This window comes from Actinobaculum sp. 313 (assembly GCF_003073475.1).
GTDB lineage: Bacteria > Actinomycetota > Actinomycetes > Actinomycetales > Actinomycetaceae > Asp313.
In genome coordinates this window covers 2025286-2042969 of sequence record NZ_CP029033.1, presented here as the reverse complement: position 1 = coordinate 2042969, position 17684 = coordinate 2025286, and the positions used below count along the sequence as shown (strand labels likewise).

Below are 17684 nucleotides of genomic sequence, written 5' to 3'. Positions count from 1 at the left end.
ACCCTACCGTGTTACTTTGCTGAGTGCCCGCACCGAGCTCGGCTGCGCCAATGCTTACAACAAGGGCGCCAAGGGGCGCAGGATTCTCTCCGTGACTCGCGGCAAGGGACCCCGTGATTCCCACATCTCGCGCGTTAATTCGTGCGAGTTAAGCAGATCGACCTCGAAGATGCGCTCCATGGCCGCCGCAAAGCCGTCGTCGAACACTTCGACATTGATTTCGAAATTGCCGCGTAGCGAGAGCCTATCGATATTGGCGGTGCCTACGGTAGACCATTTGCCATCCACGGTCATAGTCTTGGCGTGAACCATAGCCTCCTCGAACAGGAAAAGCTTGACGCCCGAGCGAAGCAGTGCGTCATAGTGCGGACGCCCAACCCAGTCGGCATAAATGTGATTGGAATATTCCGGGATGAGTACTCGCACATCAACTCCGCGCCGGGCCGCATTGGTCAGCGCCGCCAGCATCGGCTCGTCGGGGATGAAATATCCCATGGTGATCCAAGCACGCCGGGAAGCGCGACTTAGCGCCTCCATGTACAGGGCACTGATCGGATAGACATTCTGAGCCGGAGTGTTGACGATCGAACGGATCCGTGAGTTCCACTGGTGGTCACTGGTGCTAGACAATTGCGGGTGATCCCTTTTTCGATAGGCGTTCCACATCTCAATGAAGGAGTCTTCCGCCTCCCAGGCTGCAGGCCCGGCGATGCGGACGTGGGTATCGCGCCAGTGATGCGCGTAAAGGTCGCCAATGTTATATCCGCCGATGTAGCCGACTTTGCCATCCACGCTGAGGATCTTGCGGTGGTCTCGCCCCTTGTCACGAGAGCGCCCGGTTAGAAGTCCGGTGCGCACGAAGGGGAAGTTCATGGCGTGCAGGTGTTTCATCTTGGGAAAGTGGCGGAATCGCGGGTCCTGGTTGGCATTTCCCCAGGTGTCAAGAATGACGTAGGTTTCCACGCCACGGCGGGCGGCGGCAATAAGTGCATCACGGAACTCTTCACCGGTTTCGTCGGCCTTAACGATAAAACACTCGAAGTAAATGTGATCTTTCGCTGCGCTGATATCGCGCAACATGGCGTCATAGAGGTCACGCCCGTAGGTGTAGATAGTCATCTCATCGCTGCCCACCGTGGTGTGCTGCGGTGGCAAATGAGGGAATGTCCCGCTTTGAGGCGTACGCCGCTTGCGCATGGCATCCACGGTCCAGACAGATGCCAAGGCGCCCACCTGTAGACCAACCAGGCCGATTGCCCCCATTTCAGTGCGCGGGTGAGCTGTTCCCGTGGGGGCTTGTGGTGTAAGGACATGCGACTACTGTACCGGTCAGTACGCTCGAAGGTGGAAACGGCACGATGTCGTCGACTGTTACGCCGTGCGGCACGAGATGGCGGATAACACGTAACATGGGACCATGTCGTCAATTTCAGCAGACGAGGTTGCCCGTGTGGCGCGCCTCGCACGAATAGCCTTGACCCCGGAGGAGATTGAGCGTTTGGCGGGTGAGCTCGATGTTATTGCGTCGGCTGCCGCGAAGGTCTCCGAGGTGGCTACTCCGGATGTTCCGGCTACCAGTCACCCGATTCCTCTCACCAACGTCATGCGAGAGGATATCGCCGTCGAGACTCTGGACCGCTCCGAGGTTCTTGCCGCCGCTCCGGCCAGCGAGGATGGCAAATTCCTTGTACCGCAGATCTTGGGGGAGGAATAATGAACGAACTCCTGACAAAGTCTGCTCTTGAACTGGCGGACATGCTGGCAGCGGGTCAGATTACGTCGGTCGAATTGACGCAGGCGTGCCTGGAGCGTATTCACGCCGTCAACGAGAGGGTGAATGCATTCCTTTACGTCGACGACGCCGGTGCGCTTGCCGCCGCGCGTGACGTTGATGCCCGCCGCGCGGCGGGTGAACCTCTGGGAAGACTCGCCGGAGTGCCGGTCGCTGTCAAGGACAATATGGTGACCCAGGGCAAGCCGACAACTTGCGCTTCGAAGATTCTGGAGGGCTGGCTGCCTCCCTATGACGCTACGGTGGTCACGCGCCTGCGGGAAGCCGGGATGCCGATTGTGGGCAAGACGAATATGGATGAGTTTGCGATGGGCTCGTCCACCGAGCACTCCGCCTTTGGACCTACCCGCAATCCGTGGGATCTTGGACGCATCCCAGGAGGATCGGGTGGCGGGTCAGCGGCTGCGGTGGGCGCTTACATGGTGCCATTGGCCCTCGGGTCGGACACCGGCGGGTCGATCCGACAGCCAGCCGCCGTAACGGGCACGGTCGGCGTAAAGCCCACCTATGGCGCGGTGTCCCGCTACGGCTTGGTGGCCATGGCATCGTCTCTTGATCAGATCGGCCCGGTGGCACGTACCGTTGCGGACGCGGCGGCCTTGCAGGAAGTCATCGGCGGCTATGACCCCTATGACTCCACATCGTTGAATGAGCCGGTGCCGTCCTTTGAACGTATTGTGAGCGATGCCGCGAGTGCGGCCGGAAGAGGCACGGACGCGCCGTCGTCGTCGGAGAACACGCCGTTGGCTGGTGTGCGCATCGGAGTTGTGAAAGAGCTTTCCGGTGAGGGCTACCAGGCGGGTGTGCTCGCTTCCTTCCGCTGCGCCGTCGACGTACTGCGGGCATTGGGAGCGGAGGTTGTCGAAGTGTCATGCCCGTCCTTCGATTACGCTCTCGCGGCCTACTACTTGATCATGCCGGCGGAGGCATCCTCTAACCTGGCTCGTTTCGACGGAATGCGTTATGGCATGCGCGTCGAGCCGACGGAAGGTCCGGTGACCGCTGAGACCGTTATGGCGGCCACTCGTGAGGCAGGGTTTGGTGACGAGGTCAAGCGGCGGATCATCTTGGGAACGCATGTGCTCTCGGCCGGATACTACGATGCGTATTACGGCAGCGCGCAGAAGGTGCGCACATTGGTGCAGCGTGACTTTGCCCAGGCCTTCGCCCAGGTGGATGTACTCGTATCGCCGACCGCGCCCACCACTGCGTTCGCCTTCGGGGAGAAGATGGATGATCCCATGGCTATGTACCTCAATGACATCGCCACGATTCCGGCCAATTTGGCCGGTGTTCCAGGGCTTTCGCTGCCGTCGGGACTTGCCGAGGACGGCCTACCGGTCGGATTTCAGGTGCTGGCGCCGGCACAGGGCGACGACGTGATGTACCGTATCGCGGGTGCATTGGAGGCAGGCTTGGGAACGCCGCTTGCCGCCAGCAGCCCGGCTGCTCAGTGGGAGGAGAACGCCTGATGGATGAGTTGATGGATTTTGATGAGGCCGTGGCCCGCTTCGATCCGGTGATTGGGTTGGAGGTTCACGTCGAACTGGGAACGAAGACAAAGATGTTCGACGGCGCACCGAACGTGTTCGGCGGGGAGCCGAATACGTACGTCACGCCGGTGTCATTGGGGCTTCCGGGTTCTCTTCCGGTGATGAACCGAACCGCGGTGGAGTATGCGGTGAAGATCGGCTTGGCATTGAACTGTTCAATCGCAGAGTCCTGCCGCTTTGCCCGTAAGAATTACTTCTATCCCGACCTTGTGAAGGCGTTCCAAACCTCGCAGTCTGACGAACCCATTGCTTATGAGGGCCACTTGGACCTCGATCTGGCCGACGGCTCGACGTACCGGTTCCCGATCGAGCGCGCTCATATGGAGGAGGACGCCGGTAAGAACATCCATGTCGGCGGCGACGCCGGGCGTATCCAAGGCGCCCAGTACTCCCTGGTGGATTACAACCGAGCCGGAGTGCCCCTCGTGGAGATCGTCTCTCACCCGGCTACCGGAGTGGGGAGGAATGCGCCGGAGATCGCGGCGACCTATGTGCGTTCGCTGCGTGACATCTTCCGGGCGTTGGGCGTCTCGGAAGCGCGAATGGAGCGTGGTAATGTTCGTGCCGATGTCAATGTCTCCTTGCGGGAGAGCCCCGATGCGCCCTTTGGAACCCGTACCGAAACGAAGAACGTGAACTCCTTCCGGGGGATTGAGGCCGCGGTGCGGTACGAGATCCAGCGGCAGGCGGCGATTCTCGCCGCCGGGGGAAGCGTGGTACAAGAGACTAGACATTATCACGAGGAAGATGGGACGACATCTGCTGGGCGAGTGAAGTCCGATGCAGAGGATTATCGCTATTTCCCGGAGCCCGATCTGTTGCCCGTCGTCTCGCCGCCGGAATGGGTGGAGCAGATCCGCGCATCGCTTCCCGAACTACCGGCTGCCCGTCGTCGCCGCGTGAAGGAAGAGTGGGGCCTGTCAGCGGAAGAGCTCAGAGACCTCGTGAATGCCGACGCCCTGGACTTGGTGGAGGCGACGGTGCGTGCTGGCGCAACACCGGCCGGTGCACGCAAATGGTGGATGGGCGATATAGCTCGTTTCGCGAAGGAACAGGATCTACCACTGGATGCTGCCCCTGTTACCCCGACCGATGTGGCCGAGTTGGACACGTTGGTGCAGGAGGGCAAGCTGACCGACAAATTGGCCCGTCAGGCGCTCGAGGGCGTGTTGGCGGGTGAAGGCACACCGTCACAGGTAGTTGCCGCGCGTGGCTTGGAAGTGGTTTCCGACGACGGTGCCCTGGTTGCCGCCGTGGAGGAGGCGCTTGCCGCCAATCCGGATGTGGTGGAGAAGATCAGGAACGGCAAGGTGCAGGCGGCGGGAGCCATTGTCGGTGCCGTGATGAAGGCGACCGGTGGTAAGGCCAACGCGGCACGTGTGCGTGAGCTGGTTATGGAGCGCTGCCAGTAGTCCGCCGTGGAGCCTCGCCAGTAGTTTGACGAAGGGGATGGTGGTCGGCTGCGAGACGAAGCCAGCGACCTCTTCGGAGAAGGTGCGACGAGGGCGGGTCCGATTGACGGGCCCGTCCTCACGTTTGCGCTATGAGGTTTTGACGCACAAGGTACGGTACGCATGCCTGATTAGGCAGAAGTACTCTGCACCAGGGCATCAACCACGGACTCGTCATGATGTCCCCTGAGTGCGCAAAAGTACTGGCGGTGTAAAAGACGAGCGCTGCTCCACCCCGGGCGTTGCCGAACCGGTGATTTTCAGCCAGTTCGCACTGCGGCAGGTGCAGACTCGGTGCGTGCAAGACGTTGCGCAGGTCATGCGCGGGGTGCGAGCTGCAGCTGGGGAGTACCAGCCACAGGTGGCCACAACGCCCACAGCGAACTGCTGGCTGCATCGGCGTGAGCAACTATTCCGAATTACGCGGATGCCGACTAGCATAAGGGCCGGACTTATGTAGATCCCCAGGTCATTGCGGGGACGGTAGGTAGGAAAAGGCGGTCCTTATGGCATTCCCCAGTCCGAGTTATACAGTCACTTTGCGCGTCCAGTTGCCGGTGCACCGGCGTTCCGCTCAGCGACTTGTCGAAGCCGTTGCTGATGCCGGTGCCCTCGTCACGGGCATCGATACGGTGGAGTCTCTCGAAGAGTCTCTTATCGTCGACGTCACCTGCGACTGCGTTAACGGTGCCCACGTGCGTGAAGTACGGCATTCCATTGAGATGTTGGTTGATACGGCGGTGCTGAAGGTTTCGGATGCCACTTTGCAGGCGCATCTCGGTGGGAAAATCTCGGTTCAACTGAAGAATCCTCTGCGCACGCGGCAGGATCTGGCCCGTGTGTACACCCCTGGAGTCGCGCGGGTGTGCACCGCGATTGCTGAGAACCCCAGGAGGCGCGTCGGCTGACGATCAAGAAGAACACCGTCGCTGTTGTGACCGATGGAACGGCAGTCCTTGGTTTGGGCGATATCGGGCCGGAGGCTGCGCTGCCGGTAATGGAGGGAAAGGCGGCGTTGTTCAAGCGTTTCGGCAACGTCGATGCTTGGCCGGTATGCCTGGATACAACCGACACGGAGGAGATTATCTCCATCGTGCGGGCGATTGCGCCGGTCTACGGCGGCATCAATCTGGAAGACATCTCCGCACCGCGCTGTTTCGAAATCGAGGAACGGCTGCGTGAAGAACTTAATATTCCGGTATTCCACGATGACCAGCACGGCACCGCAGTGGTGACCCTCGCAGCGCTTATTAACGCGCTCAAGGTGGTTGGCAAGAACATCGAAGACGTGCGGATCGTGGTCTCCGGCGTGGGAGCGGCGGGATCGGCCATTATTCGGCTGCTCATGTTGCATGGCGCGCGAGACATTATCGGCTGTGGCCGTGCGGGGGCTCTGGGCCCGTTCCGCGAGGAGGCGAACCCGCACCGTAACTGGCTCGCCCAGCACACCAACCCGCGCGGAGTTGAGGGCTCGCTCAAGGATGTGCTTGTCGGCGCGGATGTTTTCATCGGAGTGTCCACCGGAAACCTGCTGACGGGGGACGACATCGCGACCATGGCCGACGACGCCATCGTCTTCGCAATGGCCAACCCGACGCCTGAGGTTGATCCGCCTGCCGCGGGTGAGCATGCGGCTGTTGTCGCAACCGGGCGCTCCGACTACCCGAATCAGATCAACAATGTGCTGGTCTTCCCCGGTCTCTTCCGCGGGATGCTGGATGCGCAGGCGAGTCGGATCGACGACGAGATGCTGCACGCCGCCGCCGTCGCCGTGGCCAATGTGGTCACGGACGAAGAACGCAACTCGAACTACATCATCCCGGGTGTCTTCGACGAACGTGTGCAGTCAGCCGTCTCGAAGGCTGTCGTCGAGTACGCGACGGCGCAGGAGGCCGCGTCACAGGACGAGTAGATGCTGTGGACGGAGCGCACCCGGCGGAACTACGTGGTTAGGTGCATGGAATCGCGGAAAAATACCGGTTTGATCGTCGGTGTGAGCAGAGCCACGCCCGTTCGGTTTGACCGGCGTGCGCCGGGTGCGTAAAGTCTTTACCTGTCGCCGGGAGCTCGGCTCCGCGGCAAGCCCGGTAAAAGGGCAGGTCGCGGCGGGTTTTCGAACGGCAAATCCGCAGCGCGGTAGGCGAGTCCGGAAGGTCTTCCGGATGAAGCGATCAGCTCTGCGGGCCCCTCTCGCTGAGGGTCTTCTTGGAAGGCTCTTACGTGGGGTGTGGGTGTGGTGTTTGGGTGCTTGATAGTGTGTCTGGTTTTTGTTTTTTGTTTGGTGGCTGGCTGTCTGCTGTTGTGGTGGGTGGTTGGTTGCTGTTTTTGTTGGGTTGGGTTTGGCTCTCTTTTTGTTTTTTGTGGAGAGTTTGATCCTGGCTCAGGACGAACGCTGGCGGCGTGCTTAACACATGCAAGTCGAACGGGCTCATTCTGGCTTTTTGGTTGGGGTGGGTTAGTGGCGAACGGGTGAGTAATACGTGAGTAACCTGCCCTCTTCTTCGGGATAAGCTTTGGAAACGGGGTCTAATACCGGGTATTCCCTTGGTGTCGCATGGTGCTGGGGGAAAGGGTTTTTCTGGTGGGGGATGGGCTCGCGGCCTATCAGCTTGTTGGTGGGGTGATGGCCTACCAAGGCGTCGACGGGTAGCCGGCCTGAGAGGGTGACCGGCCACATTGGGACTGAGATACGGCCCAGACTCCTACGGGAGGCAGCAGTGGGGGATATTGCACAATGGGCGCAAGCCTGATGCAGCGACGCCGCGTGGGGGATGAAGGCTTTCGGGTTGTAAACCTCTTTCGGCAGGGGACAAGGCTGCTCGTTTGGGTGGTTGAGGGTACCTGTAGAAGAAGCGCCGGCTAACTACGTGCCAGCAGCCGCGGTAATACGTAGGGCGCGAGCGTTGTCCGGAATTATTGGGCGTAAAGGGCTCGTAGGCGGTTTGTTGCGTCTGCTGTGAAAACGCGGGGCTTAACTTCGCGCGTGCAGTGGGTACGGGCAGGCTGGAGTGCGGTAGGGGTGGCTGGAATTCCCGGTGTAGCGGTGGAATGCGCAGATATCGGGAGGAACACCGATGGCGAAGGCAGGTCACTGGGCCGTTACTGACGCTGAGGAGCGAAAGCATGGGGAGCGAACAGGATTAGATACCCTGGTAGTCCATGCTGTAAACGTTGGGCACTAGGTGTGGGGCTTGTTTGTGGGTTCTGCGCCGTAGCTAACGCATTAAGTGCCCCGCCTGGGGAGTACGGCCGCAAGGCTAAAACTCAAAGGAATTGACGGGGGCCCGCACAAGCGGCGGAGCATGCGGATTAATTCGATGCAACGCGAAGAACCTTACCAAGGCTTGACATGCGTCGGGATCGTGCAGAGATGTGCGGGTCTTTGGACTGGCGTGCAGGTGGTGCATGGTTGTCGTCAGCTCGTGTCGTGAGATGTTGGGTTAAGTCCCGCAACGAGCGCAACCCTTGTCTCGTGTTGCCAGCATTTGGTTGGGGACTCACGGGAGACTGCCGGGGTTAACTCGGAGGAAGGTGGGGATGACGTCAAATCATCATGCCCCTTATGTCTTGGGCTTCACGCATGCTACAATGGCCGGTACAGAGGGTTGCGATATCGTGAGGTGGAGCGAATCTCTTAAAGCTGGTCTCAGTTCGGATCGTAGTCTGCAACTCGACTACGTGAAGTCGGAGTCGCTAGTAATCGCGGATCAGCAACGCCGCGGTGAATACGTTCTCGGGCCTTGTACACACCGCCCGTCACGTCACGAAAGTTGGCAACACCCGAAGCTCGTGGCCTAACTGCTTTTTTGGTGGGGGAGCGGTCGAAGGTGGGGTTGGCGATTGGGACGAAGTCGTAACAAGGTAGCCGTACCGGAAGGTGCGGCTGGATCACCTCCTTTCTAGGGAGTGCCCTGGTGTGCTCATGCTTGTTTGTGGGTGTGGGTGTTGGGGTGCTGTTGTTTTGTTGGCCAGGCGCACTGTCAGGCTCTTGGGTGTTATGCCTTTGCTGCCCGTGTCTGCCTTCTTGTGTGGGGGTGGGTGTGGTGTTGGTGTGGTGGTTGTGAATTGTATAGTGGGTGCGAGTATCTTGAAAGTGTTGTAGGTGTTTATGGGCGTTCGGTGGATGCCTGGGTACCAGGGGCCGAGGAAGGACGTTGCGGCCTGCGATATGCCTCGGGGAGTCGGCGAGCGGGTGTTGATCCGAGGGTGTCCGAATGGGGTAACCTGGCCGGGGTTGTGCCTGGTCGTTCGTGTCTGAATGTATAGGGCGCGGATGGGTACGCGGGGAAGTGAAACATCTTAGTACCCGTAGGAAGAGATATTCCGTGAGTAGTGGTGAGCGAAAGCGGATGGTGGCCTAAACTGTGCGTGTGTGAGAGTCGTCGGGCGTTGCGCGTGCGGGGTTGTGGGGCGTGGCTGTTGTTCCTCCGACGGGGGGCTGCGTGTTGATGCTGGGGTAGTCGAAGGGTCTGGGAAGGCCTGCCGGAGAGGGTGAGAGCCCCGTAGGTGAAATCCTGGTGTTGCGTGTTGGTTGCGTTCCCGAGTAGCACGGGGCTCGTGGAATCTCGTGTGAATCTGGCAAGACCACTTGTCATGGCTGAATACTCCTGGTGACCGATAGTGGATAGTACCGTGAGGGAATGGTGAAAAGTACCCCGGGAGGGGAGTGAAATAGTGCCTGAAACCGGGCGCCTACAATCCGTCAGAGCCCTTTTTTGTGGGGGTGATGGCGTGCCTTTTGAAGAATGAGCCTGCGAGTTAGTGATGCGTGGCGAGGTTAACCCGTGTGGGGTAGTCGTAGCGAAAGCGAGTCTGAAGAGGGCGTGAGTCGCGTGTTCTAGACCCGAAGCGGGGTGATCTACCCATGGCCAGGGTGAAGCTCGTGTAAGAGCGTGTGGAGGCCCGAACCCACCAGGGTTGAAAACCTGGGGGATGAGTTGTGGGTAGGGGTGAAAGGCCAATCAAACTCCGTGATAGCTGGTTCTCCCCGAAATGTATTTAGGTACAGCGTTGCGTGGTTCCTTGTGGAGGTAGAGCGACTGGGTGGCTGATGGGCCTGACAGGGTTACTGAGGTCAGCCAAACTCCGAATGCTGCAAGGGTTGAGCGTGGCAGTGAGACGGCGGGGGATAAGCTTCGTTGTCGAGAGGGAAACAGCCCAGATCGTCGGTTAAGGTCCCGAAGTGTGTGCTAAGTGGGAAAGGATGTGGGGTTGCTGTGACAGCCAGGAGGTTGGCTTAGAAGCAGCCATCCTTGAAAGAGTGCGTAATAGCTCACTGGTCGAGTGGTTCTGCGCCGATAATGTAGCGGGGCTTAAGCACACCACCGAAGCCGCGGATGCCCAGCGTGTTCCCGGGCCTGCCTTGGGGTGGGTTGAGGGGTTGGGTGTGGTAGGGGAGCGTTCTGCGTGGGGTGAAGCTGCCGGGTGACTGTGTGGTGGACTGCGTGGGAGTGAGAATGCAGGCATGAGTAACGAGAGACGGGTGGGAATCCCGTCCGCTGATTGACTAAGGGTTCCAGGGCTAGGTTGTTCCGCCCTGGGTTAGTCGGGTCCTAAGGCGAGGCCGACAGGCGTAGTCGATGGGTGACCAGTTGATATTCTGGTACCGGCGAAGAACCGTCCATGTGGGTGTGGGTGATGCTAACCATCCCGGATCGCGCGGTCGTCTTTCGGGGCGGGTGTGTGTGATGGCGTGGGGTCCGAGCCTGCTTCTGCAAGCGTGTTAACAGGTGTGACGCAGAGTGGTAGTCCCGCGTGCCTTATGGCTTGGCATGTTTAAGGGTGTGGGTCGTTCCTTTGGTAAATCCGGGGGGCATGTGACTGAGGCCTGATGATGGCATCCCGTTGTGGGGTGGATATGGGGTGATCCTGTGCTGCCGAGAAAAGCATCGACGCGAGGTTTGAGCCGCCCGTACCCGAAACCGACACAGGTGGTCAGGTAGAGTATACCGAGGCGTGCGAGTGAATCGTGGTTAAGGAACTCGGCAAAATGCCCCCGTAACTTCGGGAGAAGGGGGGCCCGTGTCTTGACATCCCCGTGCGGGGTGGAGGGGTGTGGGTCGCAGAGAAGAGGGAGAAGCGACTGTTTATCAAAAACACAGGTCCGTGCGAAGCCGTAAGGCGATGTATACGGACTGACGCCTGCCCGGTGCTGGAAGGTTAAGCGGACTGGTTAGCTCCTCTGTGTGGGGGGTGACGCTAGGAAGTTAAGCCCCAGTAAACGGCGGTGGTAACTATAACCATCCTAAGGTAGCGAAATTCCTTGTCGGGTAAGTTCCGACCTGCACGAATGGCGTAACGACTTCTCCGCTGTCTCGACCACGAGCTCGGTGAAATTGCAGTACGAGTAAAGATGCTCGTTTCGCGCAGCAGGACGGAAAGACCCCGGGACCTTTACTATAGCTTGGTATTGGTGTGTGGTGCGGTTTGTGTAGGATAGGTGGGAGGCTGTGAAGCTGTCACGCTAGTGGTGGTGGAGTCGTTGGTGAAATACCACTCTGGTCGTAGCGCGCATCTAACTGTGGTCCGTGATCCGGGCCCGGGACAGTGCCTGGTGGGTAGTTTAACTGGGGCGGTTGCCTCCTAAAGGGTAACGGAGGCGCTCAAAGGTTCCCTCAGCCTGGTTGGCAATCAGGTGGTGAGTGTAAGTGCACAAGGGGGCTTGACTGTGAGACTGACGGGTCGAGCAGGGACGAAAGTCGGAACTAGTGATCCGGCGGTGGCTTGTGGAAGCGCCGTCGCTCAACGGATAAAAGGTACCCCGGGGATAACAGGCTGATCTTGCCCAAGAGTTCATATCGACGGCATGGTTTGGCACCTCGATGTCGGCTCGTCGCATCCTGGGGCTGGAGTAGGTCCCAAGGGTTGGGCTGTTCGCCCATTAAAGCGGTACGCGAGCTGGGTTCAGAACGTCGTGAGACAGTTCGGTCCCTATCCGCTGCGCGCGTTGGAGAATTGAGAAGGGCTGTCCCTAGTACGAGAGGACCGGGACGGACGGACCGCTGGTGTGCCAGTTGTCCCGCCAGGGGCATGGCTGGTTGGCTACGTTCGGAAGGGATAACCGCTGAAAGCATCTAAGCGGGAAGCCTGCTTCAAGATGAGTTCTCGATCCATGCTCTCTTGAGGGTGTGGGGGAGGTCCCCCGGAGATGACGGGGTTGATAGGCCGGATGTGGAAGCCTTGTAAGGGGTGGAGCTGACCGGTACTAATGACCGATGACCTATAACACGTGTTTTCTTGTGTGCTCGCGCCTACTATACGATTCACGATCCCCACGCCAAGCAGGCCACTCGTGTGAGGGGCTTGGTGGTTGGGTGTGGGTGCCCGTGTTGTTTGTGGTGGTGGTCATAGCGGTAGGGAAACGCCCGGTCCCATTCCGAACCCGGAAGCTAAGCCTGCCAGCGCCGATGGTACTGCACTCGGCAGGGTGTGGGAGAGTAGGACACTGCCACCACGTTCTCGGTTGGTCTGGGGGCCAGAACCCGCAAGGAGTTGTTGTCTTGTGGGGTTCTGGCCCTCGGGCGTATGCGTGTTGTCTGTGGGTATTGTGTTTAGACGCATTCCTGGTTGTTGTCTTGGCCCACCAGACAAACCCGACAGCGCCCTGCAGGCGCCCGACAAGCACGACAGGCACCCGGCAGGCGTGTGGAGTCACGGGCCTATAGGCCCGGTGGTGGTCACCTCTGCCACACTCATACCCGGCCCCGGGCCCGTGTTTGAGCTGGCACGGAAGCCAAATCCCGCCGCGCCGACCCGCTCAGGCATTGAAACGGTGGCCGAGCGTAGCACCGAGATACCGAACCAGCACGGCCGTGATGGCACAAAGAATGCTCGGCACAGGCCCGGTGCCAACAACCCCGGGTTCTCGCCGTCTCGTGGATCATTCCCCCTGGCTCATCGACCGTTAGTATTCGCCGACGGGCAAACACTGCGACGATGATGCAGAGACAACAGTGCCAACCATGAAAACCAACAAGGACGGCGGCAAACACCGTCCCCAGCAGCACCTCGACCAAGATCCACCACGCCTGCGTGTTTGGGCCATCGCGCCTTGCGGTTTGCCAGCAAGCAAGTAGGAGCCCGAAGATTATCCCGAGCTGATAGCCACGATGGTCTCCTCGACTCGCCTCATTGGGATGGCGTAGTTGATGCGCTCGGCAACAATTGCAAACAGGAGTTCGCGCGAGAATTGAACCGCATGCGTATGGTGTGCGGATTAAGTGGAACGACATCGGGGCGATAGAGGCTCGGGGCATAATGCGGTGAGATATCAACGATTATTGCACGAGGTGGAGCGACATCTTCGGCCGGAGGTAGGTTATGGCAAGATCTTCGCCAACTGTGCCACTACCTCCGGGTGATGTGTTAGGACGTGCCGTGAGGGAATTCCACATTAGCTGTCCACCGACCACCGCCAGTGGCGAGCGGCAATGCGAGGTGCATTCCGATATACAACGGACGATGATAGTGTGCGGGCGAATGTTTGATTGGCTTGTTCTCGATAGACTGACACTGTCCGGGGTCTTCCTCGGGGCCTCGATGCCGACACTTGTGATCTCGGTTGGGAGGGACTGTGGCGACTTTATCATCTTCTGAACAGTGATGCCCTCACGGTGATGGTGTCATTGCTGACCGGTAGCGTCGACACGCTCGATCTTGACCCGCCGTACAACGTCAACCATGACCCGCAGCACGAAGCGTCTCGCACGGCCGTCGAATGAGTAGAACACATGCGGGAACCTCTCACCGTTGGCCGCATGATCCTGAAGAACTCAGGAGTTGTGCTGCTGGTGGTTGGCGACCGCGAACTGCCCCGGCTCTGGCTCACCTTGGAGGAGGTGTTCGGAGAAGGGAACTTTCTGCGACTACTCATCTGAAAGGGCAAGGGCTATCCCGGCGGAGCGTATACCCGCGGAGGGGGTTGGGTACATCCTGGCCTTCGCTAAACAGAAACAGCGGAACCAGGAATGGCATGAGCCGCGACGAGGTGCCACAGCGTTCCTTAGGCGCGCACAGGATGCCTACAATCAGGCCCGAGAGGATGGCGTGCTCGACCCGGATTCGGTGGCAGGACGCGCCATGCGGCGCTACGCACGCGAACACAAACAATGGATGCGATCCTACGAGTTCACATGTGGAGGAATCCCAGCACGTCCCGCACCACTGACTGCCCGCGACGAAGCATACGCGTACCACTACACGGTTACCTCAGCGACAGGCGAGACCTTCACCCCTACAACGGGCTGGCGATTGCCGGAGCGGAGTTTCGCCCGACTCGATGCCGCTGGAGGCGTTCTTTGGCAGGAGGGCGCAATGCCCCGAAGAATCCTCCGGCTTGACCAGGAGGACGGCGTAGCACCCTCCCCGATCTTCAGCAATATCGGCCCAAGCCCTACCCGACATGTCGCTTCCCTGATCAAGCCAGGGAAGTTCACAACACCGAAAGACCACCCGCCAAAAGACCACCACGCCCTTGCACGGTGGCTTCGCATGGTGACCCCCGCGCGACGGGGTGATCTTCGACGGATATACCGGATCCGGTTCTGTTTTCGAGGCCGAGTTTCTAAGCAATAGCAATGGCACTGACCTGTCCGTCATCGGCACCGAAACGCGTTATCACGCCCTTGCCTTAGAGCGCGTGCTGGCATGTAAACCCAACAACGTGGACCTCTCGACGGACCTTTCCGATCTTCCCAATCGTCCCCCGGATTCATAACACCACGAACCGCACCAGCGCATTAGTCAGAACACCGTCATGGCCACCGCCGCCGGCCCCGGCAGTATCCGCTGCGTCTCTGGGCACCCCGGATCATCAAACGACAGGGGCAAGACATCATGCCCACAGCGGCTGGCCCAGCCCCGGACCACCCGGAACCACCAACAAGGTAACGGGTCCAGCCAACAAACGCATCACCCCAAGAATCCGGGCTCCCCAACAAAGTGACGGGCTTCAGCTGTATGCCCTACGCCAACCGAGCATGCTGCCTACCTTGTGTATTCATACATCGCTGACGCAATAGCATCTCAAAGTACCGCTCTGCTCCGCCGACATCCCTCCGTCAATGGCGCCAACTGTCCAAATCCCGTCCAAACGAAGAGTCCGTGAAGTAACCATCGCTTCTAATCCGCTGAATTCCGGCGTTCCTAAATTGGAAGCAATCCATAGTGTCGGCGTCTGGACGGGATCTGGACAATCAGGCCTGCGCTCCTATCGAACTGAGAACGCTCAAGCGCGCAACGAGATTAGGCCACACCCGCACCACCCCACCAACTCGACCCGGCGGCTGATCGCTAGAACCGAAAAGCAAGTTCGATGCCGCCAGGGACGGCTCGTCTTCTTCCCGCCGTCACCCCGGCCTGTCACGCCGCTACTCGTATTCAGGCCCATGATGCCGGGCCCACTATGCGTCGCACACGCACCAAACGCACTGTCTCTGTTGCCTTCTTCGGCATCACGCTCATCCTCGCTGTCAAGGTCGATTCCATCTATGTCAAAATCCCGTCCAAACGAGAAGAATATGGAACGTCTCCAGTTAAGGAATGGCGGAATCTCGCGGATTTGCGATGGCCGTAGCGCCGCGCTCGCGTCGTTTGGACGGGATTTGGACAAGGCCCACCTGAGCGGCGGCCCTTATGGTCGTCAGATGGTGAGCCTTATAGTCGTCAACCGGTGAGGGTGGGTGTTGAGCCAGAGTCCGTCCAGAAAACCGACGACCCGGCCGGATGATTCTAAGAGTTGGCTGAATTCCGCCGACCATGCGATTCGCCTGGACTCGGCACTTCTCGTTTGGGCGGGAATTGGAGCATCATTTGTCGGACGCTACGGCCCTGCCACATGTGCGTGCGAATAGCTCATGGTTGCCTCTCACCTTCAACGTTCACATGTGCCGACGATTCGTGAAATTGCCCGCATGTGGCTCGATTCCTTGTCGGAGGCTTGTGGCTATCGGTAGCATGCAAGAGGCTGTTGCAGCAGCTACAGCAATAGCGGCGGGGTTCTCGCTCACCGGCCTTTTCCCCGCCGGTTGATAACCGTCAATAGGGTGGTGTGAGCCGCATTTTACTCACGGAGACACATCTTTGGGTTAGGGTATGCTAACCTAAAGGTGCTTGTTGCGGCCGCTCGGGCTGCGCGGGCCACTGTATCTGCGAAGGGAATATGTATGTTCGTGAAGACGAGGCGCAAGCTGGTCGCGGTACTAGCGGCGAGCGTTCTTGCCTGCGGTGGGATTTCGGCAGCCGCGTCGGCTGCGCTAGCGGCACCGGAGCCGGTAGTAGTGCGCGCTCAGAGCGTTCCGGTTACCGGCTCGATGGACTGGGGGTTGAAGTCGTCTTGGCGCGACTATCTAGCCCGCCCCTTTGTTGGTGGGCAGACTTCGGCAAGTGGTGGCGCCTCCGTGAATGCGGACGGAACCTATCATTTTCCCGTTGCCAGTGGCCAGAGTTTCGATCCCGATAACGCGGGTACATTGGCTCTGTCCGGTGCGATCCACTCAACGGGACACGAGGGCGTCCTCGACATCACCTTCTCCAATCCGGTCATTAGCTACATCCCGAATGGCACGTCCACGTTGCAGATGACTGTGTCATCGAAGGACCAGGCGACGGGTGAGATGCAGAACTACGGACAGGTCAACTTTGCGACGCTCAGCGGCAGCTCCGTCGTAACGAACGGTCTGACTTCCACGATCAACTTTTCTACGGTGACTCTGACCGACGCCGGTGCGGCCGGGTTCGGAGGTTTCTATAGTGCCGGCACTAGTCTCGACCCCATTACGGTGACGGTCACGGGCTCGGCGGTGCCAACTGAGGAGCCGACGACGGCGGAGCCGTCAGGGGAGCCGACTGTTGAACCGAGCACTGAACCGTCGGAAGAACCCACCGTTACGCCGACCACCAATCCCTCGGAGGAGCCGACGACGGCTCCTACCACTGCAGAGCCGACTACAAATCCGGGAACGACTTCTCCGTCGTCGTCGCCTTCCGCTTCGACGAGTACCCCGAAGAACACCGGTGGCACCGGAACGACGCCTACGACGAACTCGCCCCAGTCCGCTACCTCGGGAAGTGCGGCCAGACAGTGCACGGTTGATCCGACTAAGAAGCGCGTAACTTCCGGCACGCTGTCATGGGCTCTGCGTTCTTCGTTCACCACATACATCCGCGGTTCCATTGCCAAGGGCAACTGGACAACAGCCAGCGGTGCGAACTGGGGAGGATCGCAGTTCAATTTCACGGCCCGCGGCGGTCTGTTTGATACTTCCTCTAATTCCGGGACGGTCTATTACAGTGGCGCGGTTCACTTCACCGGGCACAACGGGCTGCTGGATATGATGATCGCGAATCCGGAGCTGCAGATTAACGGTCAGACGGGAACGCTCTACCTGAACGTTTCGTCCAGCGATACCAGCGGCAACAAGACTGACTATGGCAAGGTGGCGTTCGCCAACGTCCGCTTCTCCAGCGTGAACGTCTCTGGCACATCGCTGAGTTTCCTGACCTCCAGCGTGACGTTGACCGAGTCGGGTGCAAAAGCGTTCGCGGGCTTCTATTCGGCCGGTGAGGCTCTTGACACCTTCAGCGGCTCGGCTGCGTTGACGAACGCGACCGCGTGTGACCCGCATACCGGCGAGTTGGTGACCTACGATGCTTTCGGCAATGAGGTATCTCGGTCGGCGAGCGGCGAAAGTGCCTTCTCGCTTGCGCGCACTGGTGCGGATGTTACCACTGCTGTTGCGCTGGCGTTGGTTTCCCTCGCTTTGGGCGCCGCCGTGCTGGTCGCTCGGCGGCGGGCACTTATCTGACTCAGGCTTGGTGCGCCGTGAACCCGCACCGAGTGCCGTAGGGGTGCAAAAGTGAACTGAAACGGTGGGACGGAGTTGTGCTGCT

7 protein-coding genes, 3 rRNA genes and 1 pseudogene are annotated in these 17684 nt (G+C 59.6%); 10 read left to right on the top strand and 1 reads right to left on the bottom strand.

From position 1 onward, the window contains the following. Positions 1-54 precede the first annotated feature (54 nt). Positions 55-1224, bottom strand: a complete 1170-nt coding sequence (locus tag DDD63_RS08825; protein ID WP_240611236.1) for a phospholipase D-like domain-containing protein — start codon at positions 1222-1224, stop codon at positions 55-57. 193 nt (positions 1225-1417) lie between these two features. Between DDD63_RS08825 and gatC the strand changes: the two genes are divergently transcribed. The 10 genes and pseudogenes from gatC (at position 1418) to DDD63_RS08780 (ending at position 17599) form a co-directional block, all read left to right on the top strand. Continuing rightward, positions 1418-1714: an Asp-tRNA(Asn)/Glu-tRNA(Gln) amidotransferase subunit GatC gene (gene gatC, locus DDD63_RS08820; protein WP_108716054.1), complete on the top strand. Its 297-nt coding sequence runs from the start codon at positions 1418-1420 to the stop codon at positions 1712-1714. Then, positions 1714-3264, top strand: a complete 1551-nt coding sequence (gatA, locus tag DDD63_RS08815) for an Asp-tRNA(Asn)/Glu-tRNA(Gln) amidotransferase subunit GatA (protein ID WP_108716053.1) — start codon at positions 1714-1716, stop codon at positions 3262-3264. Before gatC ends, gatA begins: the two co-directional genes overlap by 1 nt. Next, a complete protein-coding gene (gatB, locus tag DDD63_RS08810; protein WP_108716052.1) occupies positions 3264-4757 on the top strand; it encodes an Asp-tRNA(Asn)/Glu-tRNA(Gln) amidotransferase subunit GatB in 1494 nt (497 codons plus the stop codon). Before gatA ends, gatB begins: the two co-directional genes overlap by 1 nt. A gap of 545 nt (positions 4758-5302) precedes the next feature. Further along, positions 5303-6708, top strand: a pseudogene (locus DDD63_RS08805) (NAD-dependent malic enzyme). 445 nt (positions 6709-7153) lie between these two features. Beyond that, positions 7154-8695 (top strand): 16S ribosomal RNA (locus DDD63_RS08800). 197 nt (positions 8696-8892) lie between these two features. Continuing rightward, positions 8893-12023 (top strand): 23S ribosomal RNA (locus DDD63_RS08795). Between the two features lie 109 nt (positions 12024-12132). Further along, a 5S ribosomal RNA gene (rrf, locus tag DDD63_RS08790) occupies positions 12133-12249 on the top strand. Together the 16S, 23S and 5S rRNA genes form the textbook arrangement of a ribosomal RNA operon. Before the next feature lie 1276 nt (positions 12250-13525). Next, positions 13526-13672: a hypothetical protein gene (locus DDD63_RS12280; RefSeq protein ID WP_164505508.1), complete on the top strand. Its 147-nt coding sequence runs from the start codon at positions 13526-13528 to the stop codon at positions 13670-13672. Positions 13673-15108: 1436 nt separating this feature from the next. Then, complete coding sequence (locus tag DDD63_RS12055) at positions 15109-15369, top strand: hypothetical protein (RefSeq protein ID WP_125482486.1); 261 nt, start codon at positions 15109-15111, stop codon at positions 15367-15369. 589 nt (positions 15370-15958) lie between these two features. Continuing rightward, positions 15959-17599 carry an HtaA domain-containing protein gene (locus DDD63_RS08780; protein WP_108716050.1) on the top strand — a complete coding sequence of 547 codons (1641 nt, stop codon included), beginning with the start codon at positions 15959-15961 and terminating at the stop codon, positions 17597-17599. Positions 17600-17684 lie beyond the last annotated feature (85 nt).